General features: G+C 63.2%; 16 protein-coding genes and 2 pseudogenes. 8 read left to right on the top strand and 10 right to left on the bottom strand.

All coding sequences use genetic code 11. From position 1 onward, the window contains the following. Positions 1-51: 51 nt before the first annotated feature. Together ACVDG8_RS36695 and ACVDG8_RS36690 are read right to left on the bottom strand one after the other, a co-directional pair. Positions 52-324 carry a hypothetical protein gene (locus ACVDG8_RS36695; RefSeq protein WP_091581466.1) on the bottom strand — a complete coding sequence of 91 codons (273 nt, stop codon included), beginning with the start codon at positions 322-324 and terminating at the stop codon, positions 52-54. 90 nt (positions 325-414) lie between these two features. Further along, positions 415-1,881, bottom strand: a complete 1,467-nt coding sequence (locus ACVDG8_RS36690; protein WP_455707464.1) for an HD domain-containing phosphohydrolase — start codon at positions 1,879-1,881, stop codon at positions 415-417. Positions 1,882-2,489: 608 nt separating this feature from the next. Here ACVDG8_RS36690 and ACVDG8_RS36685 point away from each other — a divergent pair. Continuing rightward, a pseudogene (locus tag ACVDG8_RS36685) lies at positions 2,490-2,657 on the top strand (IS5/IS1182 family transposase); the annotation flags it as partial. Positions 2,658-2,778: 121 nt separating this feature from the next. Here ACVDG8_RS36685 and ACVDG8_RS36680 read toward each other — a convergent pair. Next, entirely contained in the window at positions 2,779-4,824 is a 2,046-nt protein-coding gene (locus ACVDG8_RS36680; protein ID WP_455707463.1) for an SPFH domain-containing protein, read from the bottom strand. 479 nt (positions 4,825-5,303) lie between these two features. Further along, complete coding sequence (locus ACVDG8_RS36675; RefSeq protein ID WP_447252842.1) at positions 5,304-5,606, bottom strand: DUF982 domain-containing protein; 303 nt, start codon at positions 5,604-5,606, stop codon at positions 5,304-5,306. A 308-nt stretch (positions 5,607-5,914) separates the two neighbouring features. Between ACVDG8_RS36675 and ACVDG8_RS36670 the strand changes: the two are divergent. Further along, positions 5,915-7,373 (top strand): annotated as a pseudogene (locus ACVDG8_RS36670) (NCS1 family nucleobase:cation symporter-1). Positions 7,374-7,505: 132 nt separating this feature from the next. Here the strand turns inward: ACVDG8_RS36670 and ACVDG8_RS36665 are convergent. The 5 genes from ACVDG8_RS36665 to tpiA all read right to left on the bottom strand — a co-directional run bounded on the left by ACVDG8_RS36665 (position 7,506) and on the right by tpiA (position 12,705). After that, the gene (locus ACVDG8_RS36665; RefSeq protein ID WP_447252841.1) at positions 7,506-8,045 is read right to left on the bottom strand and encodes a DUF1697 domain-containing protein; all 540 of its coding nucleotides are present in this window, start codon (positions 8,043-8,045) and stop codon (positions 7,506-7,508) included. A 16-nt stretch (positions 8,046-8,061) separates the two neighbouring features. Next, positions 8,062-9,690, bottom strand: a complete 1,629-nt coding sequence (locus ACVDG8_RS36660; RefSeq protein WP_447252840.1) for a CTP synthase — start codon at positions 9,688-9,690, stop codon at positions 8,062-8,064. A gap of 215 nt (positions 9,691-9,905) precedes the next feature. Further along, positions 9,906-11,024, bottom strand: a complete 1,119-nt coding sequence (locus tag ACVDG8_RS36655) for a L,D-transpeptidase (protein WP_447252839.1) — start codon at positions 11,022-11,024, stop codon at positions 9,906-9,908. Positions 11,025-11,238: 214 nt separating this feature from the next. Continuing rightward, positions 11,239-11,766: a preprotein translocase subunit SecG gene (gene secG / locus ACVDG8_RS36650; RefSeq protein ID WP_447252838.1), complete on the bottom strand. Its 528-nt coding sequence runs from the start codon at positions 11,764-11,766 to the stop codon at positions 11,239-11,241. A gap of 171 nt (positions 11,767-11,937) precedes the next feature. Next, positions 11,938-12,705, bottom strand: coding sequence for a triose-phosphate isomerase (gene tpiA / locus ACVDG8_RS36645; protein ID WP_447252837.1), 768 nt, complete (start codon positions 12,703-12,705; stop codon positions 11,938-11,940). A 143-nt stretch (positions 12,706-12,848) separates the two neighbouring features. Here tpiA and ACVDG8_RS36640 point away from each other — a divergent pair, with 143 nt between their 5' ends. Genes ACVDG8_RS36640 through ACVDG8_RS36620 form a run of 5 tightly spaced genes read left to right on the top strand, consistent with a single transcriptional unit; the run spans position 12,849 to position 18,256 of the window. Continuing rightward, positions 12,849-14,744: a peptidyl-prolyl cis-trans isomerase gene (locus ACVDG8_RS36640; protein ID WP_447252836.1), complete on the top strand. Its 1,896-nt coding sequence runs from the start codon at positions 12,849-12,851 to the stop codon at positions 14,742-14,744. Beyond that, positions 14,741-15,751 (top strand): anthranilate phosphoribosyltransferase, encoded by a 1,011-nt coding sequence (gene trpD, locus ACVDG8_RS36635; RefSeq protein WP_447252835.1) that lies wholly within the window; start codon positions 14,741-14,743, stop codon positions 15,749-15,751. The genes ACVDG8_RS36640 and trpD overlap by 4 nt, the downstream gene beginning before the upstream one ends. A gap of 4 nt (positions 15,752-15,755) precedes the next feature. Then, on the top strand, positions 15,756-16,568 hold the full coding sequence (trpC, locus tag ACVDG8_RS36630; RefSeq protein ID WP_447252834.1) for an indole-3-glycerol phosphate synthase TrpC: 813 nt from the start codon (positions 15,756-15,758) through the stop codon (positions 16,566-16,568). 2 nt (positions 16,569-16,570) lie between these two features. Then, positions 16,571-17,050 (top strand): cyclic pyranopterin monophosphate synthase MoaC, encoded by a 480-nt coding sequence (gene moaC, locus ACVDG8_RS36625; protein ID WP_447252833.1) that lies wholly within the window; start codon positions 16,571-16,573, stop codon positions 17,048-17,050. Next, positions 17,051-18,256, top strand: coding sequence for a molybdopterin molybdotransferase MoeA (locus tag ACVDG8_RS36620; protein ID WP_447252832.1), 1,206 nt, complete (start codon positions 17,051-17,053; stop codon positions 18,254-18,256). Between the two features lie 5 nt (positions 18,257-18,261). Here the strand turns inward: ACVDG8_RS36620 and ACVDG8_RS36615 are convergent, their stop codons facing one another. Beyond that, positions 18,262-19,092 (bottom strand): alpha/beta hydrolase, encoded by an 831-nt coding sequence (locus ACVDG8_RS36615; RefSeq protein WP_447257188.1) that lies wholly within the window; start codon positions 19,090-19,092, stop codon positions 18,262-18,264. A gap of 250 nt (positions 19,093-19,342) precedes the next feature. On the opposite strand from ACVDG8_RS36615, the gene ACVDG8_RS36610 reads away from it, so the two are divergent. Continuing rightward, positions 19,343-20,968 carry an AMP-binding protein gene (locus ACVDG8_RS36610; RefSeq protein WP_447252831.1) on the top strand — a complete coding sequence of 542 codons (1,626 nt, stop codon included), beginning with the start codon at positions 19,343-19,345 and terminating at the stop codon, positions 20,966-20,968. The last annotated feature ends 3 nt before the right edge of the window (positions 20,969-20,971 follow it).

The following is a 20,971-nucleotide window of genomic DNA, read 5'->3' as shown; positions in this document are numbered from 1 at the left end:
TCGTCGGGCGGGCGCCGCCGCCGGGCGGCTGGCGGCGCGCGGTGCGGGACCTCAGGCCTCGTAGTGGCCGAGCAGCAGTGCCGCCTGCGGCTTGCCGACATGGCCGGCTTCCTGCAGAATCGCGGGCACCTCCGGATCCGACACGAAATTCTTCCAACCCTCGGCGTCCCAGTCGAAGATCGCCCAGACGCGGTCGGGCTCGCTGGGGTCGCGGAAGACGGTTGCGCCGTTCGAGCCGTGCAGCCGGCGCTTGTCGGCGCCCTTGGTCGAAAAGATACGAATGAAGCGGTCGACGTCCGCCACCTTGGTTGTTGCGAGAAGCATCTGATTTCCTCCTGTCGGTCGCGGCCACCATCGGTCCGTCGACAGGATCACGATGCGCGCCCCGGAGCGGGCGCACATGGGGTGTATTCCCTATGCCTGCGTCTCACCCGGCCGGACAAGGCCATGCTCGACCGCGTAGAGTGCCGCGGCGGCGCGGGTGGTCACGCCGATTTTGGCGTAGACGCTCTGGATATGGTGGTCCGCGGTCTTGGGCGAGATATCGAGCTTGCGCGCCGCTTCCTTCGCGATAAGGCCGGCGGCGATCAGGCGCAGCACCTCGATCTCGCGCGGCGTCATTCCGGCCAGCGGCCGGGGCGGCGCCCGGCGCGAAGGTTGTCCGGCGAAGGACAGCACGGCCTCGGCGGCGTCGGGGCAGATGCAGCCCTCGCGAACGTCGGCGCGCAACTTCGCCGCCGCCGCCTCGTTCGACAACGCCTTCCGGTGCGGGCGTTCCTCTCGCGACGTCTGGAAGGCTTCGGCGGCGGCCAGGATCCTCGCCGCCGGGGACAGGTCGGAGCCGCCCACCCTGCGGTGATAGCCCGAGCCATCCAGGCGTTCGTGATGGCGAAGCACGAGGGCGGCCATCGCATCGCCCTCGCGGCCGAACGAGGTCAGCGCCCGCTCGCCATAATAGGCGTGCAACTGCGCCGCGTCGCGCTCACGGACCGACAGCGGACCGTTGCGCATCCAGGTCGCCACCGGCACCACGAGTTCGCCAATGTCATGAATGCAGCCCGACCAGCGCAGCGCACGGAGGTCGGCAGCCGGCAATCCCATCCGCCCGCCCGCTCCCTCGGCCAGTTCCGCCACCATGCGTGAATGGCCGTAGGTAAACGGCATACGCATGTCGATCATATCGGCGATAGCGAGGAACGCTTCGTCGCAGGCTGCCTCGTCAAGCGTCACCGGTGGATCGGGCTCGAGCGCCAGGATCGTCTCGCGGTCGACCGTTACGCCGATGCCTTGCATAAGCTGCGACGCGTTGGCCGAGACGAGTTGGGCCAGAGCCGCCTCGTATGGGCCATCGCCGCGGCTTGCGATGATTTCGGCCATCCCGTCGATGCCGACGGCATCGCTAAGCGCAATCACATCCTGCGCCAATGTAATCAGGCGCACGGCCGGCAGCACATCCTCGCCGCTCAACCCGCGCGGCAGACCCTTGCCGTCCCAGCGTTCGTAGATCTGCCCGAGATTTCGCCGAATCTCCTCGGAAAGGCCCAGCCGCTCGCCGATCCGCTGCGCGACCTCGCAATGCGCGGTGAGCACCGGGCGGGCCACCGTGATCGCCTGCGACATGGCGGCCTCGATCGCCCTGGCCTGCGCGTCGGGCTCAAGGTCGTAGTAGAGCCGCTTGAAAGCTTGCACGAAGACCCTGCCCAGTTCCGCACGGTTGCCCATGTCGAGCCCGACAAGGTCCTGGCGGAGCGCAATTTCGTCACCGAAGGTTGCCGACAGAAGATCCGTGTCGGCATTGCAGCCGACATAGCGGAGCATCGACTGGTGGTAGGCGTTGCGCCGATCCTGCTCGGGGATTCCCGCAAGATCGGCGATCCGCATCGCAAGCACGCAGGATTTCAGTGCGAAGTCGCGAGAATGGCCCGTGGCGAGGTCCGACGCATAAGCCAGGACCATCATGAAATCCGCCCGGCGTATCGAGATGTCTGTCATCGCCCCACCTCCTGTGCGTATGTTAGTCCGGCGCGCCGTCAAAGCCTAAGAGAAAAGATTTCACCGAGAACTGGGTTTCTATCGAGCGTCTCGTAGCCAGATGGAAGCGCCTTTCCCTCCCCGATGCGCCGTGCAGTCTTCCGCGCTCTGCGACAGGGTCTGCCGGCTGCATGAAGGCAGCACTGGAACCGTCGTGGCGCACTTTTCCATTGGACTGACGGAGCATCGTCACAGGCAATCCGGCGCCGTCCGGCCGTCTCGCGATCGGCGCGGCCGCAGGTAAGACAACGTGCGTTCCGTCGTTCCTGATCTGCATCGGTCCTCATCCGACGGAGCGGATTTCTTGTGTCAGGCGGCGCCCGTTGGCGTACCGGCGCCATGCGTTTCAACTGTCGGTCTTTTGACTCATCGATGCGCTCCGAGCAGCCTGCGGGCCTTCATGGGTCACGCATGTCGACAGTTGGTTTCGGAGTTCTCTGGAGGCGGAGGAACACTGCCGCTGGCACCAGCATGGGATCGGCGCAAAAGGGGACTCAAAATCAGGCCGTCGGCCGCTCACGCGGCGGACTGCCACCAAAATCTTGGCCCTCGTGGACGGTAACCTGGTGCGCTTTATCCTGCTGCCCGGCCAGCGCCACGACAGCATCGGTGTCGAGCCGATCCTGCATGCGCAGCGAGCAGTTTCAACCACCACGCTATTCCACGAAAATTCCGCGCCACGCACGACCGTACGGTATCATCAGTGGCAGAGCGCAAAATGGGCCGGTACAACCGGCCCATCTGCAATCATTCCTCCTCAACGGGTGCCGGGATCTCATCCGGTTGGATTTGCGGCCCAACCCGGTCGGCAACCAGCATCGAAAGCATCATCTCGACAAGGCCGTTGGCGGCCCCCTTCTCGCCACCGGTGGCGCCGATCTGGATCTGCGGTACGAGCGGTATCCTGCCGTTTTCAATCGCCTCGGCGAAGCGCATGAGAACCTGTGAGTTGAGCTGATAGTCGGGGCCGCCGAAGGCCGCGACCTTCTTTTCGGTAGCCTCGGCCTCCGCCAGACCGATGGCGCGGACCCTCTCGGCATCCGCAAAACCGGTCGCCTTGATGCGTTCGGCATCGGCAAGCGCGATAGCCTTGATCATGTCGGCCTCGCCATGGCCGCCGAGGCGCACCTTCTCGGCTTCTGCCTTGGCAGTGACCTGAATGGTTTCAGCCTGCTGGCGGGTGCGGGCGAGTTGCGCCTTGCCCTCGTTCTCGCTGATCTCGATGGTAAGCGCCGACGTCGTGATCTTGGCTTGCTGTTCGGCGAGCGCCTCCTTCTCGCGCAACGTGCGTTCCTGGATCGCCGCCTTCTCCTGCAATTTATAAGTCTCGACCTTTTCGACTGCGATCTGGCGCTCGCGCAGCTGGATCAGGATCTGCTCTATGCTGTTTTGGCCATTGGCGGCGCGCGGCGTACCAATCAACACTTCCTGCAGCTCGAGGCTGTAGGAATTGAATTTCTCGCGCATCTCCTCGCCCGACTTGCGCTGAATATCGCTACGCTCCTGCAAAAGCTGGATCAGCGTCTTTGTCTGGGCGATGTTCTTGAAGTAGGCAGAAACCATCGGATCGAGCGTTTGTTCGACCAGCCGCTTGATGTCACCGAAGCGCTGCACCACGAGCGGCGCCTTCATGTAGTCGATATGCACGACCACGGAGAGCGGCAGCACAGGCTCGAACGCATCCTTGGTGATCAGTGACACTTCAGACAGGTTCTCGTCCAGCCTGTGTTCGCCAAACTGCTCCTTCGTCCATTTGAGCACGAAGTTGGTGGTCGGCACGATGATGATCTTGCCGGCATAGGTATTGAACGCATACTTGCCTGGCAGCAGCGGCGTTGACCAGACACCGCGTGCGCCGATTTCGACCAGCTCGCCGTGACGGTATGCCTGCCCGGATATATCCGTGCCGTGGCGGCCGTTGTAGGAGACGACGACACCCACCGTGCCAACGTCGATGATCGTCTTCTCGACCAGTTCGACGGTCGCGAAAATGCGATTGAGGAAGTAGCTACCGTCGGCCAGCACCTGCAGCTGCCGGCCACGGTAGCCGCCGGCATTGAGAAACTTCTCCGGGTCCTGAAAATTGTTGTGGAAGTTCGGGTCGTTCGGATCGTTGGCAACCGTCGGTGCGATGATCTCGCCGTCCGGCAGGGCCGGACCATCATGGATGGTGACGATACCGATCATGTCCTCGGCATTGTGGATGACGACTGGCTCAAAGCCGCCCCGCTCCGAGATCATGTCGGACATATTGGCAAAAAGGTTGTGTTCCGACGAACTCAGGTTAACGGCATAGATCGACTGGGCGGTGAGCACGATGAATTGCGCGAGATTGATGGCATAGGTGCCTTCACGCAAGATCTTGCGTTGCGGTCCTTTCTGTCCACCTTTTTCGAGAAAGCCGCGCACATCCTGGAAATCATCGGCGTCGGTATTGGAAGCAAGTGTCTGCGTCGGAGGCAGCGGCTTGCCATCACGGGCAAAGACATAGCCGATCTGACCCTGCGGGATGGTGACAAGATTGGCGCGATGCATCGAATATTGGAACGGCATGAAGAAATGCAGGCCACCGCGCACGACTTCCGGCTGGTAGCCTGCCTCACGGTTGAGCGCGATGAAGCCGTTGCTGACGGAGCCGCGAAAGCTCCAAAGTTTTTCCAGGATGCCGAGCCTGTCGTTTGGGATGTAGCGGATCACGCCGCTCCACCGTAACAGGATTGCCAGCACGATGACCGGCACGGCTATCTCGATCGCCGTCCATTTCATCGGCTCGAGATATTGCAGGGCTTCCATTTCTTCTCTCCTTTGGGCGCGCGGGTTCGTTCACCCGACGGCCACCCGGTTGGTGTTGATTGATGAAGCGGGGAAATTGCGCAGTGACACTGCTCGACGCACTAAGGGCGTGTCGAAAATTGGGCTGCTCAATTGTAGGAAAAATGACCGCGCGTCCCGAGTCCCCAGTGAAGGGAGGCGTAGCCGTGAGTTATCTCACATCCGTGTTGCCTTGATAGACATTACGACCAATGAAGTAGGGATAGCGTCAATAGGTTTAAAGATACTTCACGCGAAAATCGTATAAGTATTTCCAATATGCTTTATTTCGAAAGCGTGGTGGTTGGCTTTTACAAATTGGCAATAGCGCGAAATGGCGCTCTCGACGGGTTCGAACCGTCGGCCCTCGATCCGACCCGATCGGCATCTGGAAACCGACAACAACCAGAGTGCTGCGCCGTCGCCGACGCAGCATCCTGACTTCGCGAGGGTTGTGTCGCCTACCGCCGCAGCGCGTGGACGTTTTCTGTTGTACCGCCGCCAAGCGGTAGCGCCATGTCGTCATCGAGCAACCTGGTGATGCGGGCAAAGCCGACAAAGGCTTTCCGCGCTTCCTCGGCCGACATCTTGCCCGATAGCGCCGCCGAGCAGCAATTCAGGGCGCACTGATAGACAGGGCCGCGCCTTCCCGTTGGCCACTTCCGCAAGAACACCATCGCTTCGGAGACGCTATCGACTTCCTCCACAGGATGTCCCTGCCCACGCGCAATCCGCACTGGGGTAAAGAAATGCAAGCGATCCATGACTAAACCTCCCGGTCGACCGCAGGGCGATCGAACCTTATCAAACGCACGTCTCGCAGAATCGGTTCCAAACAATTTTGGTTGCCGACGGAAAGAGTTCGAAACCCATAGGTTTGCGCCTGGGCGGCAGAAGGAACCATGGCGACTCAGCTCGGCTCAGGCTTAGTGCCGGCGGATAACGGCGATTCTCATTGAATGTCTTTAAGTCGAAAGCCGGCAAATGGCGTGCTTGCCCGTTCCCCTGCGTCAGGCTTACCCTCCACGGTTAACACGTGAGGGCGCGTTTTTGCAAAAGGGGAACGCTTGCAATGACCATACAAGGCGCATCGCCAGGCCTCTACAATGATGATCTGGCTCCGGCAACGGTCCGAAATTGGGGGCCTTTCTCGATCTTCAACGTCTGGACATCGGACGTCCACAGCCTCTGGGGCTACTATCTCGCCGCCAGCCTGTTTCTGTTCTGCGGCGGCTTCGTCAATTTCATCGTCGCCATCGGCATCGGCTCGCTGATCATCTATGCGCTGATGAACATGGTCGGCTATGCCGGCGTGAAGACCGGCGTGCCCTACCCCGTGCTTGCCCGCGCTTCTTTCGGCATCTGGGGCGCCAACATCCCGGCGCTGGTCCGCGCCGTCGTCGCCTGCTTCTGGTACGGCGCCCAGACGGCCGCCGCATCCGGCGCGATCGTCGCGCTTTTGACGCGTCTGCCATGGTTCAACGAATTCAACCAGACCTCGCATCTTCTCGGCCATTCCACGCTGGAAGTGATCTGCTTCGTCGTCATCTGGGCGCTGCAGCTGCTGATCATCCAGAAGGGCATGGAGACCGTACGCCGCTTCCAGGATTGGGCCGGCCCGGCTGTCTGGGTGATGATGCTGCTCCTCGCCATCTACCTCTGCATCAAATCGGGGACCTTCGCCTTCACCAGCGATATTCCGATGGACGTGCTGCGCGAAAAGACCGCCGATGCCGGCATTCCGGGCGATCCTGGATCCTGGACGGCACTCTTCGCGGTGGCGGCGATCTGGGTGACCTATTTCTCGGCGCTCTATCTCAACTTCTGTGACTTTGCCCGCTACGCGCCCGACCAGGCCGCCCTGCGTAAGGGGCAACATCTGGGGCCTGCCGGTCAACCTGATCCTGTTCTCGTTGGTCGCCGGCGTCACTACGATTGCCGCCTATGACGTCTATCACGAGGTGCTGCTGCACCCCGACCAGATCTCGGCCAAATTCGACAGCTGGTTCCTGGCAGCGCTCGCCGCGCTGACCTTCGCGGTGGCAACGCTCGGCATCAACGTGGTCGCCAATTTCGTCTCGCCCGCCTTCGACTTCTCCAACGTCTTCCCACGCCAGATCGACTTCAAGAAGGGCGGCTACATCGCGGCGGTGATCGCGCTGGTGCTCTATCCTTTCGCGCCGTGGGAAGGCAGTGCCGCGCATTTCGTCAACATCATAGGCGCGACGATGGGGCCGATCTTCGGTGTCATGATGGTCGACTACTACCTGATCCGCAAACGCGAGGTCGACGTCGAGGCGCTGTATCGCGAAGACGGCGAGTTCCGCTTCCAGGGCGGCTGGCACGTCAACGCCTTCATCGCCGCCGGCATCGGCGCGATCTTCTCCTCGATCCTGCCCAACTTCACCAACTGGCTGCCCGCATGGTGGGGCGTCTATGGCTGGTTCTTCGGCGTGGCGATCGCCGGTGCCGTCTACTATGTGCTGCGCGCGGCGGCGCTGGGCGCGGGCGCGAAGACCGCGAAGGCCTGAGAAAAGGGGAGTACGGGAGTAGGCAAGTAAGGAGTAGGGAACAGAGCTTCCCCTATTCCCCTATTCCCCTATTCCCCTATTCCCCTATTCCCCTATTCCCCTATTCCCCTATTCCCCTATTCCCCTATTCCCCTATTCCCCTACCATCTCAGCCAACCTGCGCACCGTGTTCCAGTTGCGCGCGGTGCCGATGCCGAGACGCTTGTGGTTCATTGCCGCGAGCAGCCGCGAGCTTGGCCGCTCGCGTGAAAAGACGACCCAGATATCGCCGTCGACGGAAGACACCTTCTCGTCCTCGGCGGCACAGGTCTGCAACGCCGCCACGCCCTCCACGGGCGCAGCTTTGCGCATCACCCGCACCACCACCTGGTCGCCTGCCTCGGCCGAGTCAGCCGGGAACGGATTGCCGGCGGCGAGCTTCAGCCAGTCCTCGGCGGCGCGCACGATGATGTCGATATGGCGGCCGAAGGTTTTTTCGAAGGCTGTTTCCAGTCGCTGTTCCAACCTGGCGATATCGGTTGCCCGCGCCTCGAAGACCAGATTGCCGGTCGCCACCAGCGTGCGCGGGTTCTTCAGCCCGAGGTCTTCGGCCATCGCCTTGAGATCGGCCATGAGCAGCCTGCGCCCATCACCGATGCCGATGCTGTAGAGCAGTGCAACATAGGTCCGCATGGCCGGCCGCCTGCCGTCAGACCAGCCGCGACTGTTCCACCGCCGCCTCGATAAAGCTGGCGAACAGCGGATGCGGCTCGAGCGGGCGGCTCTTCAACTCGGGATGATACTGAACGCCGATGAACCAGGGATGGTCCGGGTATTCGACCGTCTCGGGCAGCACGCCGTCGGGCGACATGCCGGCAAAGACCAGCCCGCAATCCTCAAGGCGTTGCTTGTAGTCGATATTGACCTCGTAGCGATGCCTGTGGCGCTCGGAAATCTGCGTATCGCCATAGATCTCGGCGATCTTGGACCCCTTGGCGAGCTCGGCCTGGTAGGCGCCGAGCCGCATCGTGCCGCCGAGGTCGCCGGTCACCCTGCGCTTCTCCAGCATGTTGCCCTTCAGCCATTCGGTCATCAGGCCGACCACGGGCTCGGGGGTCGGGCCGAACTCGCTCGAGGAGGCATGCTCGACGCCGGCCAGCGACCGCGCCGCCTCGATGCAGGCCATCTGCATGCCGAAGCAGATGCCGAAATAAGGCACTTTGCGCTCGCGCGCGAACTTCGCCGCCAGGATCTTGCCTTCCGAGCCACGCTCGCCAAAACCGCCGGGAACGAGAATGCCATGCACCTTTTCGAGCCATGGCGTCGGGTCTTCCTTCTCGAAAATCTCCGATTCGATCCAGTCGAGCTTGACCTTGACGCGGTTGGCGAGACCGCCATGCGAAAGCGCCTCGATCAGCGATTTATAGGCGTCCTTGAGGCCGGTGTACTTGCCGACGATGGCAATCGTCACTTCGCCTTCGGGATTGTGGATGTGGTTGGAAAGCGCTTGCCAGGGCTCCATGCGCGGCTTCGGCGCCGGGTCGATGCCGAAAGCAGCCAGCACTTCCGAATCGAGCCCTTCGTGGTGGTAGGCCAAAGGCACGTCATAGATATGCGGCACGTCGAGCGCCTGGATCACGGCGCTTTCGCGCACGTTGCAGAACAGCGAAAGTTTGCGCCGCTCTTCCTTCGGGATCGGCCGGTCGGCGCGCACCAGAAGGATATCCGGTGCAATGCCGATGCCGCGCAATTCCTTGACCGAATGCTGCGTCGGCTTGGTCTTCAATTCGCCGGCGGTCGGGATGTAAGGCATCAGCGTCAGATGCACATAGACGGCGTTGTTGCGCGGCAGGTCGTTGCCGAGCTGGCGAATCGCCTCGAGGAACGGCATCGCTTCGATGTCGCCGACCGTGCCGCCGATCTCGCACAGCACGAAATCATAGTCGTCATTGCCGTCGAGGACGAAATGCTTGATCTCGTCGGTGACGTGCGGGATCACCTGCACGGTGGCGCCGAGATAGTCGCCACGCCGCTCGCGTTCGATGATGTTCTTGTAAATGCGCCCGGTGGTGATGTTGTCCTGCTGGTTGGCAGAGCGCCCGGTGAAGCGCTCATAATGGCCGAGATCGAGATCGGTCTCGGCGCCATCGTCGGTGACGAACACTTCGCCGTGCTGGTACGGCGACATCGTACCGGGGTCGACATTCAGGTAAGGATCGAGCTTTTTGATGCGTGCGCGATAGCCTCGCGCCTGCAGGAGAGCCCCAAGGGCCGCCGCGGCAATGCCTTTTCCAAGTGAGGAAACCACGCCGCCTGTGATGAATACATATCGCGCCATGGGAGTTATCGCTTAACGCGGGCTGATTGATTCCGCCAGAGAAAAAACCGCCGCGAAGGCTTTTTCCCAAAATGGCGCCGGTGCTCTTGAAGAGCCAGTGCGAAGCATGTCGCCCAAAGTGCAAAGCGGTTTTGGGACGACGACACGCGTCAAAACGAATACTCAAAACAAAAGGGCCGGCGATGCCGGCCCTTTCGGCAGTTTGATCGAGCTTGTCAGATGATAACGACCTTGGTGCCGACCCTGACGCGGCTGTAGAGGTCCATGACGTGCTCGTTCATCATACGGAAGCAGCCATTGGAAGCACTGGTGCCGATCGACTGCGGCGCGATGGTGCCGTGGATACGCAGATGCGTGTCCTTCTTGCCGTCATAGAGATAGATGGCGCGCGCGCCGAGCGGGTTCTGGCCACCGCCGGGCATGCCGTCCTTGTACTGGCCATAGTGCTTCGGTTCGCGCTTCTGCATGTCGAGCGTCGGGATCCAGCGCGGCCATTCCTGCTTGTCGCCAACGGCAACCGTGCCCTTGAACTGCAGGCCTTCGCGGCCGACCGCGATGGCATAGCGGCGCGCCGTTGAATAGGTCTCGACAAGGTAGAGACGACGAGCGCTGGTGTCGATGACGATGGTGCCCGGCTCGTAGCCGGTGAAGGTGACGTCTTGCGGAACGAATTCAGGCTTCACCTTGAACGGCCGCTTGGCGTCCTTCCTGGCAAGAACCGAATCGAGCGCGCGCGTCTCAGGCAGATAGTCAATCGAAGTCGCGTTGGCCTTGCCGCCGAACAGACCGTCGAACAGCCCGCCGCTGCTTGCCTGCTTCTGCGTTGGGTTTTCGCTGCGCAACTCGCCATTGTTGCCGCTGGCGGTGACGTTCATAGCCTCCGCCGGGATCGGCTCCTCAGTCTGGACAGGCGGCGCCACGGGGTCGAGCGACGCGATCTTGGTCGTCTTCTTTACCGGCTTGGCATCGGCGACTTCAGCCGGAGCGGTCGTGCCCTTCTTGGCAAGCCATTCCTGGCGCGCCGCGTCGGCCTTGGCCTTGGCGGCATCGCGCATCGCCATTTTGCGGGCTTCGAGCGCTTTGGTCTTGGCGTTCTCCATGGCGGCCGCGATCTTGGCCTCGATCTTGCTGATCTGCGCAAGATCGTCCGAAGTCGGGTTTTTCTTTCTCTTGAGGAGCTTCAGCTGCGAAGCGTCGCTCTTGGCGGCGACAGGAATTGCGTCGGTCTTCTCGAGCGACGGGGAAGAAACCATGTTTGCCGGTCCGGCAATGGCCGCGGAGCCCATGCCGAGGACGGCACAGAATCCCAGAATGATGAAGCTGCGAAGCTGCATGGCGAAGATCCGATTCCTGACTGCAAGTTGCCCACGGCGTCGCCCGGCGTCCCCCAAGGACGCCGAAAAGTGCCGCGCGCAATCTATAATCGATTAGCCGCTTCGCCCTCAAGCTTACCCAGGCGCTACGCCCGGTTGAATCTTCGTGATCGGGCACGCATTTGCCGCGACTGTGTTCAAAGAACCACAGATCGCGGCCTGGAAGCTTGCGTGGCTATTGGTTCGGAACCTGCGGAGCGGCTGGCGCCGAGGTACCGTTCGTTGCCGGCGGCGTGGCCGGATTCGCCGTGGCGGGAGCCGGGGTGGTCGTATTTGCCGGAGCAGGCGCCGGAGCCGGGGTGTTGCCGCCATTGGCAAGCGGCGTGGTGGTCGCCGCACCACTTGACGGAGCAGCGGGAGCCGTCGTGCCGGCTGGAGCCGCGGGCTTCGTGCCCACCGGTCCATTGGAGCCCGGCAGCTGGTTGAGCACGCCATTACCCGAGGTCGACGTCGCAGGGCGGTCAAGAATGTCGATCGGTTTTTCGCCGTAGCGGGCCAGGATCGACAGCGCGAGCGATGTCACGAAGAAGGCGGCCGCCAGGATGGCGGTGGCGCGGGTCAGGGCGTTCGCCGCACCCCGCGCGGTCATGAAACCGGAGCCGCCGCCAATGCCGAGACCGCCGCCTTCGGAGCGCTGCAGCAGCACCACGCCGACAAGGGCGAGCACGACCATAAGGTGGATGACGATCAGTACGGTTTCCATAATTTATCCTGGCGAGGCCTTGCGCGACCGCGCAAATGACCGGTGATTTGGAGGCGGCTCCTTACAATGCTTTGGCGGCATTTCCAAGCCCGTGGCCGGGAATATGGGGAGCAACGCTGCCATTGCAAAGATTTCCGCCCGTCCCCAGGCCGCCGAAGCGAGCCGCCGCGGTTACGCCATGTGCATATAGGCTTCCGCAACGGCGAGGAAGTCCGCCGCCTTCAGGCTGGCGCCGCCGACCAGCGCGCCGTCGACATTCGCGACACCGAGCAGCTCGACCGCGTTTGATGGCTTGACCGACCCGCCGTAGAGAATGCGCATCTTGGCCGCGGCATCGCCGAGCAAGCCTGTCAGCTTGCCGCGGATATGGGCATGCGCCTGCGCGACGTCGGCGGCGGTCGGCGTCAGACCGGTGCCGATGGCCCAGACCGGCTCATAGGCAATGATGGTGTTCGCCGCGGTGGCCGTTGCCGGGACTGAGCCGTCGACCTGGCGCGACAGGACGTCAAGCGTCGTGCCGGCCTCGCGTTCGGCCCGCGTCTCGCCGATGCACACGATCGCCACCAGCCCTGCCCGCCAGGCCGCCGTGGCCTTGGCGTTGACGATCGCATCGTGCTCGCCGAATTGCTCGCGCCGTTCGGAGTGGCCGACGATGACATGACTCGCGCCGGCATCTTTCAGCATCTCGGCGGAAATCTCGCCGGTGAAAGCGCCGCTCTCTTTGGGATGGCAATCCTCGCCGCCGGCCCGCACCGGCGTGCGCGACAGGATCTCGGCGGCGCGCTGAAGCAGGGTCGCGGGCACGCACACCACCGCTTCGGTTTCCGCATCCAGCCCGCTCATGAAACCGTTGCCGATGGACCTCAGCTCATTCAGCGAGGCGCTGGTGCCGTTCATTTTCCAGTTGCCGGCAACGAGCGGGCGGATTCCGGGGGTCATGGGGCGTATTCTCCAAGCGACATTAAGCAGCGCCCTCACTACCAAAATCAGGTCACAAAGCAATCGACAGTGGGCTGGAAGGGCGCTATTGCGCTTGTTTCAGACTCGGCGCATGCGAAAATGCGCAAAAATCGGAAGTATGCATGCTTGGTATATTGAGAAGCGCGGCAGGTACCTGGGTCGCGAAGGCGTTATTGTCCTTGCTGGTGGTGAGTTTCCTCGCCTGGGGCGCCACCACGCGCATGGTGGGCGGCGTGCTGGGCAGTCATCACGCGGTGATCACGGCCGGCGGCACGGAGGTTTCGATCAACGAATACCGCCTCGCCTATGATCGCCAGCTCAGCATGCTGTCGCAGCAATATGGCCAGCGCGTCACCCAGGAGCAGGCCAAGCTGCTCGGCGTCGACAACCAAGTGCTGTCGCAGCTTGTGTCAGGCGCTGTGCTCGACGAGCAGGCGCGCAAGCTTGGCCTCGGCCTTTCCAAGGATCGGCTGGCCGAGCTGACCCGCGAGGATCCCGCCTTCAAGGGCCCCGGCGGCCAGTTCGACCGCAGGACCTTCGAGTATCTTCTGCGTCAGCTCAACATGCGGCCTGAGGATTATCTCAAGAACCGTTCGCAAGTGGCGGTGCGCCAGCAGATCGTCGAGGCGATCTCGGATGGTATGAAGGTGCCGCAAACCTTCCTGAAGGCGGTTTCGCTTTACCGCGGCGAGGACCGCACAATCGACTATCTCGTGCTGCCGAAGACGCTGGTGCAGCCGATCGAGGCCCCATCCGACAGCGCCTTGAACGCTTATTTCGACGCCAACAAGAAGGCCTATGCCGCGCCGGAATACCGCAAGTTTTCCTATGCCCGGCTGGAGCCGCAGGACATCATGGATCCGTCCGCGGTGACCGACAGCCAGGTTAGCGACGACTACAAGAAGAACATCGCGCGCTACACGACGCCTGAGATGCGCACCATCGAGCAATTGGTGTTCAAGACCCCGGACGCGGCCAAGGCCGCCTATGATTCGCTGAAGGCCGGCGCCACTTTCGACAAGCTCATCACCGCCGAAGGCAAGACGCAGGCCGACACGCTGCTTGGCACGCTGTCCAAGGACAAGGTCGCCGACAAGGCGGTGGCCGACGCCGCCTTCTCGCTCAACGTCAACGAGGTCAGCCCGGTCGTCCAGGGCGCCTTCGGTCCTGTGCTGTTGCGCGTTACCGAGATCAAGCCACAGGTGGTGAAGCCGCTTGCCGAAGTCTCAGCCCAGATCCGCAAGGACCTCGCCTTGGGCGAAGCAAGCCGCATCCTGCTCGACGTCCACGACAGCTACGAAGACACCCGAGCCTCGGGCGCATCGCTTGCCCAGGCGGCCGACAAGCTGAAGCTCAAGGTGGTCACCATGGACGCCATCGACCGCACCGGCCTGCGGCCGGACGGCACGATCGTCAACGACCTGCCGGAATCGGCCGACCTCATCAAATCGGTCTTCGCGGCCGAGCCGAACACCGAGAACGAAGGCCTGACCACGGCCAACAACGGCTTCGTCTTCTACGAAGTACAGTCGGTTACGCCGGCGCGCGACCGCACGCTAGCCGAAGTTCGTCAGAAAGTCGTCGCCGACTGGACGGCCGCCGAGACCGACAAGCGGCTCGACGCGAAGGCGCAGGAACTGGAAAAACGCCTCAAGGCCGGCGCCACGCTCGACGTTATCGCCGGCGAGCTCAAGCTCGACAAGCAGACCAAGCGCGGCCTGAAGCGCGAAGCCGACGATGCCGATTTCGGCAAGGAAGGCGCCGCGACGATGTTCGGCGTCGGCGAAGGCGGCACGGGCCTGGTCCCCTCGCCAACCGGCGACGGCCAGATCCTGTTCAAGGTCGCTGAGGTCTTCGAGCCGGCGGGCGCCGATGGCAGCTCAGTTCCGGAGGACGCGCAGAAATCCTTCGGTACCGGCATGTCGGACGATCTGCTCGACCAGTTGGTGGCGCAGCTTCAGTCGCAATACAACGTTCGTGTCGATCCAAACGCCGTTTCGCAAGCCCAGACACGATGAGCGCGCTGAAGACACACATCGCCAAGGTCGCGACCGGCTCAGCACTTTCCTTCGAGGAAGCGCGCGAGGCTTTCGACGTTATCATGTCGGGCGATGCGACGCCCGGCCAGATCGGCGGGTTCCTGATGGCGCTGCGCGTGCGCGGCGAGACGGTGAGCGAGATTTCCGGCGCTGTCGCGACGATGCGGGCCAAGATGCTGCGTGTCGAGGCGCCCCCCGGCGCCATCGATATCGTCGGCACCGGCGGCGACAACTCGCATTCCGTCAACATCTCGACCGGATCCGCCTTTGTGATTGCCGCCGCCGGCGTGCCGGTCGCCAAGCACGGCAATCGCGGCCTGTCCTCGCTGACCGGCGCGGCTGACGTGCTGACGGCACTCGGCGTCAAGGTCGACATTTCACCGGAAACGATCGGCCGTTGCATCCAAGAGGCTGGCGTCGGCTTCATGTTCGCGCCGGCCCATCATCCGGCGATGAAGCATGTCGGTCCGGTCAGGGGCGAGCTTGGCACGCGCACCATCTTCAACCTGCTTGGACCGCTGTCGAACCCGGCCAGCGTCAGCCGCCAAATGGTCGGCGTGTTCCTGCCCGAATGGATCATGCCGGTCGCCGAGACGCTGAAGGCGCTCGGCACCGCCCACGCCTGGGTCGTCCATGGCGACGGCTATGACGAGATCACCACTACGGGCGAAACGCAGGTGGCGGAGCTTGCCGGAGGCGAGATCCGCAGCTTCACCCTCACCCCGGAAGCATTTGGGCTGAAGCGCCATACGAAGAAAGATCTACGCGGCGGCGAAGCGGCCTACAACGCCAAGGCGTTGCGCGATATGTTGAGCGGCGTTGCCGGGGCCTACCGCGACACGGTGCTGATGAACGCCGGCGCTGGGCTGGTCGTGGCCGGCAAGGCGACCACCCTTGCCGACGGTATCGCCGCTGCCACGCAGGCCATCGACAGCGGTCGCGCGGTTATCGTCCTTGAGAAGCTGGTCGAGATTTCGAACGGATAAAACCTTGTCGGATATCCTGCGCAAGATCGAAGCCTACAAGCGCGAAGAGATCGCGGCAGCGAAGAGCAAACTGTCGCTCGCCGAAATCAAGGCGCGGGCGAAAGACGCCGACGCGCCGCGTGGTTTCCTTGCCGCGCTTGAGGCAAAGCGCGGATCGGGCAGCTTCGCGCTGATCGCCGAGATCAAGAAGGCGAGCCCGTCCAAGGGGTTGATCCGGGCTGATTTCGACCCGCCGGCGCTTGCGAAAGCCTATCAGCAAGGTGGTGCGGCCTGCCTTTCGGTGCTGACCGACGCGCCGTCTTTCCAGGGTGCTGCGGAATTCCTCACCAGCGCCCGCAAAGCCGTGTCTTTGCCTGCGCTGCGCAAGGATTTCCTGTTCGACCCCTACCAGGTCTACGAAGCGCGCGCCTGGGGCGCGGATGCTATCCTGATCATCATGGCCAGCGTCAACGATGCCCTAGCGAGCGAGCTCGAAGCCGTGGCGTTCGAACTTGGCATGGATGCGTTGATCGAGGTGCATGACGAGGCGGAGACCGAGCGCGCGATAAAACTGTCGTCGCGGTTGATCGGCATCAACAACCGCAATCTCAGAACATTCGAGACCAATCTCAACACCTCCGAGCGGCTGGCGTCGATGGTGCCGAGCGGCCGCTTGCTGGTCAGCGAGAGCGGTATCTTCACCCATGACGATTGCATCCGGATGCAGAAGACCGGCATCGGCACTTTTCTCGTCGGCGAGAGCCTGATGCGGCAGGACGACGTGGCCGCCGCAACGAAAGTGCTGCTCACAGGCAAGGCAGCGGCCGAGGCCGTTTGACGATGGCCGCCCTCACCCATCTCGGCGCCAAGGGCGAGGCCAATATGGTCGATGTCGGCGACAAGGCCGAGACGACCCGCACGGCGATCGCCGAAGGCTTTGTCTCGATGCAGCCGGAAACGCTGGACATGATCCTGGCCGGCGACGCCAAGAAGGGCGACGTGCTCGGCACCGCCCGCATTGCCGGCATCATGGCCGCCAAGCGGGCGCATGAGCTGATCCCACTCTGCCATCCGCTGCTTTTGACCAAAGTTGCCGTCGAGATCGAGCCAGACCATGCGCTTCCCGGTCTCAAGATCACCGCGCTTGCCCGCGTCACCGGCAAGACAGGTGTGGAGATGGAAGCATTGACGGCCGCTTCGGTCGCCTGCCTCACCATCTACGACATGGCCAAGGCCGTGGATCGCGCCATGGTGATTTCCGGCATCCGGCTGGTCGAGAAGACCGGCGGCAAGTCCGGCGACTACAAGGCGAAGAGCTGAATGGCGTTGGTTCCGGTAGACGAGGCTCTTCAGCGCCTGCTCGACGGCGCAGCGCCATTGCCGGGCGAAAGCGTTGCGCTGGCCGATGCCGCAGGACGGGTTCTGGCGGAACCGGTGGTGGCGCTGCGCACCCAGCCGCCCTTCAATGCCTCGGCCATGGATGGCTATGCCACGCGCTCGGCCGATGTCGCCTCCGTGCCGGCGCGTCTGTCCGTGGTCGGCATGGCACCTGCCGGACGCGGCTTTACCGGTGCTGTCGGCAAGGGCCAGGCCGTGCGCATCTTCACCGGAGCGCCGCTGCCGGATGGCGCCGACACCATCGTCATCCAGGAGAATGTCCGCGACCTCGGCGATGGCCAGATCGAAGTGGCCGAGCCGACCGCCGAAGGACGCAATATCCGTCGCCGCGGCCTCGACTTCGCTCAAGGCGATGTCCTGCTCGCAAAAGGCCGTGTGCTCGATCCGGCCGCCCTGTCGCTCTCTGCATCGGCCAATCATCCGAACCTCACCGTCGTGCGCCGGCCGCTGGTCGCGATCATCGCCACCGGCGACGAATTGCTGCCGCCGGGCAGCGAACTTGGTCCTGACCAGATCATCTCGTCCAATGCCTATGGTGTCGTCGCCACCGCGCGCTCGGTCGGCGCTCAGGCGCTCGATCTCGGCATTGCCGCTGACCGTCCGGAGGCGATTGCCGCGCTGGTGAAAAAAGCCGTCGAGGCCGGCGCCGACGTCATCGTCACGCTGGGCGGCGCCTCGGTCGGCGACCATGACCTGATCCATGACGTGCTGACCGGCGAAGGCATGCAGCTCGATTTCTGGAAGATCGCCATGCGCCCCGGCAAACCATTGATGTTTGGCCGGCTTGGCAATGTCCGTTGCATCGGCCTGCCCGGCAATCCGGTGGCGAGCATCGTCTGCTCGCAGCTTTTCCTGAAGCCGCTTCTGGCGCGGCTCGGCGGCCGCGACAACAGCCAAGACTTGCGCACCGCGAAGCTGGGCAGCGCTATGCAGGCGAATGATCTCCGGCAGGATTATGTGCGCGCGGTGGTGCGCGAGGATGCCGGCCAACTGGTGGCGACGCCCTTCGGCATCCAGGATTCCTCGATGCTGCGGATGTTGGCCGACGCCAACGGCCTGATCGTGCGCGAACCCTTCGCGCCCGCCGCGCAAGCCGGCGCCGCATGCAACGTGCTGATGCTGCGCTGAGCCCCTTACTCGTCGACCAATGTTCGCGTCATTGGATGGTCGAGGTCCACGAGACCATCCACGATATTGAAATGATGCCGGTCGGGCTCGACCACCAAGCTCGTGGCGGCGCCAAGTCCGGTCCAGATGTTGGCGAGCAAAGCGCTTTGGCGCAGGAACTCGGAACGCTCGCCGCCGCCGACCCAGCACGCAACGCGCGCTCCTGGCAGAGGCCGCAGCAGCGCCGGGCTTTCTCTCAGCGCTTCCTGCTCGTCGATCGCCAGTGTCGCATTCATCTGCGTGCGCATGAGCGGGCGAAGATCGTGCAGGCCTGAAATCGAAACGACGTTGCGTATGCGCCGCGTCACATCGGGCGACAGCGGCGTGGTCGTGGTGATCATGCGGCAGGCGAGATGGCCGCCGGCTGAATGTCCGGTCAGCATCAGCGGACCCTCGACCATCGCCGCCGCAGTGCGAACCGCGACCGCCATTTCATCGACGATGCCGCTGATCCTGATCTCGGGACATTGGGTGTAGGAGGGCATGGCGACGGCAAAATCGCGGCTGACGGCCCCGTTGGCGAGATGCGACCAGGAGTCCTTGCCCGACTCCATCCAGTAGCCGCCATGGATGAACACCACGAGGCCCTTTGGCGTGGCGCTGGGGAGAAAGAGATCAAGCCGATTGCGCGGCGCCTGGCCGTAGACGATGTCGAGCCGTGCCCTGCCCTCCCCAAGGAGCTTCTCGCGAAACGCCTGTGCCGGGCCATCCCAGGCCGCCGGCCAGCGGTCGCCGCCTGCGATGTTCGCCCCATTGGTGTAGGCATCGTCCCAATCCGCGATGCGATGCTCGACCACCGGCCCCTCCCAAGACACGCAGCTTTCCCTCAGCAATGGCGAGCAGCGACCACAACGTCAATGCTTCGGAGCAAAACATTTTAGGCTTGAAACAAATTTCTGCTGGTGCAATCCTGCGTGACGAACAGCCGACAATGGGAGGTCTGCTGCACGGGCCGGAGCCTGCATTCCCTCGCCGCATGGGTGGCGTTGCTGGACAGACGCGGACCGCAACATCGACCGCCTTGCAAGCAGGAAGGATAGCGGCAGCATGCTCGGACCTTCGGCGCACACCGATACTTTCACGCGCGATCACCTGCCGCCGCCGCACCAATGGCCGGACTTCCTTCTCGACGGCTTCGACTATCCCGAACGCCTCAATGCCGGCGTCGAACTGACCGACCGGCTGGTCCAACTGGGCTTCGGCGATCGTACCGCGTTGATCGGCAACGGCCGCCGCCGCACCTACAAGGAACTGTCCGACTGGACGAACAGGCTGGCCCATGCGCTGGTCGAAAATTATGGCGTCAAGCCCGGCAACCGGGTGCTGATCCGTTCAGCGAACAACCCCGCCATGGTCGCCTGCTGGCTGGCCGCCACCAAGGTTGGTGCCGTGGTCGTCAACACCATGCCGATGCTGCGCGCCGGCGAACTTGCCAAGATCGTCGACAAGGCGGAAATCGGCATCGCGCTTTGCGATACGCGGCTGATGGACGATATGACCGCCTGCGCCAAGGACAGCGCCTTCCTCAAACAGGTCATCGGCTTCGACGGCACCGCCAACCACGATGCGGAACTCGACCGCGCCGCCCTCGACAAGTCCGTCACCTTCACGGCCGTCGACACCGGACGCGACGACGTAGCGCTTCTCGGCTTCACCTCGGGGACAACGGGCGTGCCCAAGGCGACCATGCATTTTCATCGCGACCTGTTGATCATCGCCGACGCCTATGCCCGCGAGGTTCTCCAGGTGACGCCCGACGACATATTTGTCGGTTCGCCGCCGCTGGCCTTCACCTTTGGCCTCGGCGGGCTCGCCATTTTCCCGCTGCGCTTCGGCGCGGCGGCGACGCTGCTGGAGCAGGCGACGCCGCCCAACATGATCCACATCATCGAGACCTACAGGGCAACCATCTCCTTCACCGCACCGACCGCCTACCGCGCCATGTTGAAAGCCATGGACGAAGGAGCCGATTTGTCGTCGCTGCGCGTCGCGGTTTCGGCTGGCGAGACGCTGCCCGCTCCTGTCTTCGAAGAATGGACGCGCAAGACCGGCAAGCCGATCCTCGACGGCATCGGGGCGACCGAGATGTTGCACATTTTCATCTCCAACCGCTTCGACGATAGGAAGCCGGCTTCGACCGGCAAGCCGGTGGGCGGCTATGAGGCGCGCATCGTAGACGACGCGATGCGCGAATTGCCGCGCGGCACGATTGGCAGGCTCGCGGTGCGTGGCCCGACAGGCTGCCGCTATATGGCCGATAGCCGCCAGGCAGACTATGTCCGCGACGGCTGGAACCTGACCGGCGACACCTTCGTCCACGACGAGGACGGCTTCTTCCACTTCGCCGCCCGCTCCGACGACATGATCGTCAGCGCCGGCTACAACATTGCCGGACCCGAGGTCGAAGCAGCACTTCTGTCGCACCCCGACGTCACGGAATGCGCCGTCATCGGCGCCGAGGACGCCGAACGCGGCCAGATTGTCGAGGCGCATGTCGTGCTGGCAACCGGCGTGGCGCCGGACGCCGCGACCGTCAAACGCCTGCAGGATCATGTCAAGGCAACGATCGCGCCATACAAATACCCGCGCTCCGTCAAGTTCATCGCGGCCTTGCCCAAGACCCAGACCGGCAAGATCCAGCGTTTTCGCCTGCGCTCCGAGAAGGCTCGTTGAGCG

Source organism: Mesorhizobium sp. ORM8.1, assembly GCF_053005525.2.
The sequence above is the reverse complement of the archived record's forward strand: the minus strand, read 5'-3'. Positions and strand labels throughout refer to the sequence as shown.

Coding starts and splice junctions, on each gene's coding strand:
- ACVDG8_RS36695 (WP_091581466.1), bottom strand. CDS start 324: ATGCTTCTCGCAACAACCAAGGTGGCGGACGTCGACCGCTTCATTCGT.
- ACVDG8_RS36690 (WP_455707464.1), bottom strand. CDS start 1,881: ATGCGGATCGCCGATCTTGCGGGAATCCCCGAGCAGGATCGGCGCAAC.
- ACVDG8_RS36680 (WP_455707463.1), bottom strand. CDS start 4,824: ATGGAAGCCCTGCAATATCTCGAGCCGATGAAATGGACGGCGATCGAG.
- ACVDG8_RS36675 (WP_447252842.1), bottom strand. CDS start 5,606: ATGGATCGCTTGCATTTCTTTACCCCAGTGCGGATTGCGCGTGGGCAG.
- ACVDG8_RS36665 (WP_447252841.1), bottom strand. CDS start 8,045: ATGCGGACCTATGTTGCACTGCTCTACAGCATCGGCATCGGTGATGGG.
- ACVDG8_RS36660 (WP_447252840.1), bottom strand. CDS start 9,690: ATGGCGCGATATGTATTCATCACAGGCGGCGTGGTTTCCTCACTTGGA.
- ACVDG8_RS36655 (WP_447252839.1), bottom strand. CDS start 11,024: ATGCAGCTTCGCAGCTTCATCATTCTGGGATTCTGTGCCGTCCTCGGC.
- secG (WP_447252838.1), bottom strand. CDS start 11,766: ATGGAAACCGTACTGATCGTCATCCACCTTATGGTCGTGCTCGCCCTT.
- tpiA (WP_447252837.1), bottom strand. CDS start 12,705: ATGACCCCCGGAATCCGCCCGCTCGTTGCCGGCAACTGGAAAATGAAC.
- ACVDG8_RS36640 (WP_447252836.1), top strand. CDS start 12,849: ATGCTTGGTATATTGAGAAGCGCGGCAGGTACCTGGGTCGCGAAGGCG.
- trpD (WP_447252835.1), top strand. CDS start 14,741: ATGAGCGCGCTGAAGACACACATCGCCAAGGTCGCGACCGGCTCAGCA.
- moaC (WP_447252833.1), top strand. CDS start 16,571: ATGGCCGCCCTCACCCATCTCGGCGCCAAGGGCGAGGCCAATATGGTC.
- ACVDG8_RS36620 (WP_447252832.1), top strand. CDS start 17,051: ATGGCGTTGGTTCCGGTAGACGAGGCTCTTCAGCGCCTGCTCGACGGC.
- ACVDG8_RS36610 (WP_447252831.1), top strand. CDS start 19,343: ATGCTCGGACCTTCGGCGCACACCGATACTTTCACGCGCGATCACCTG.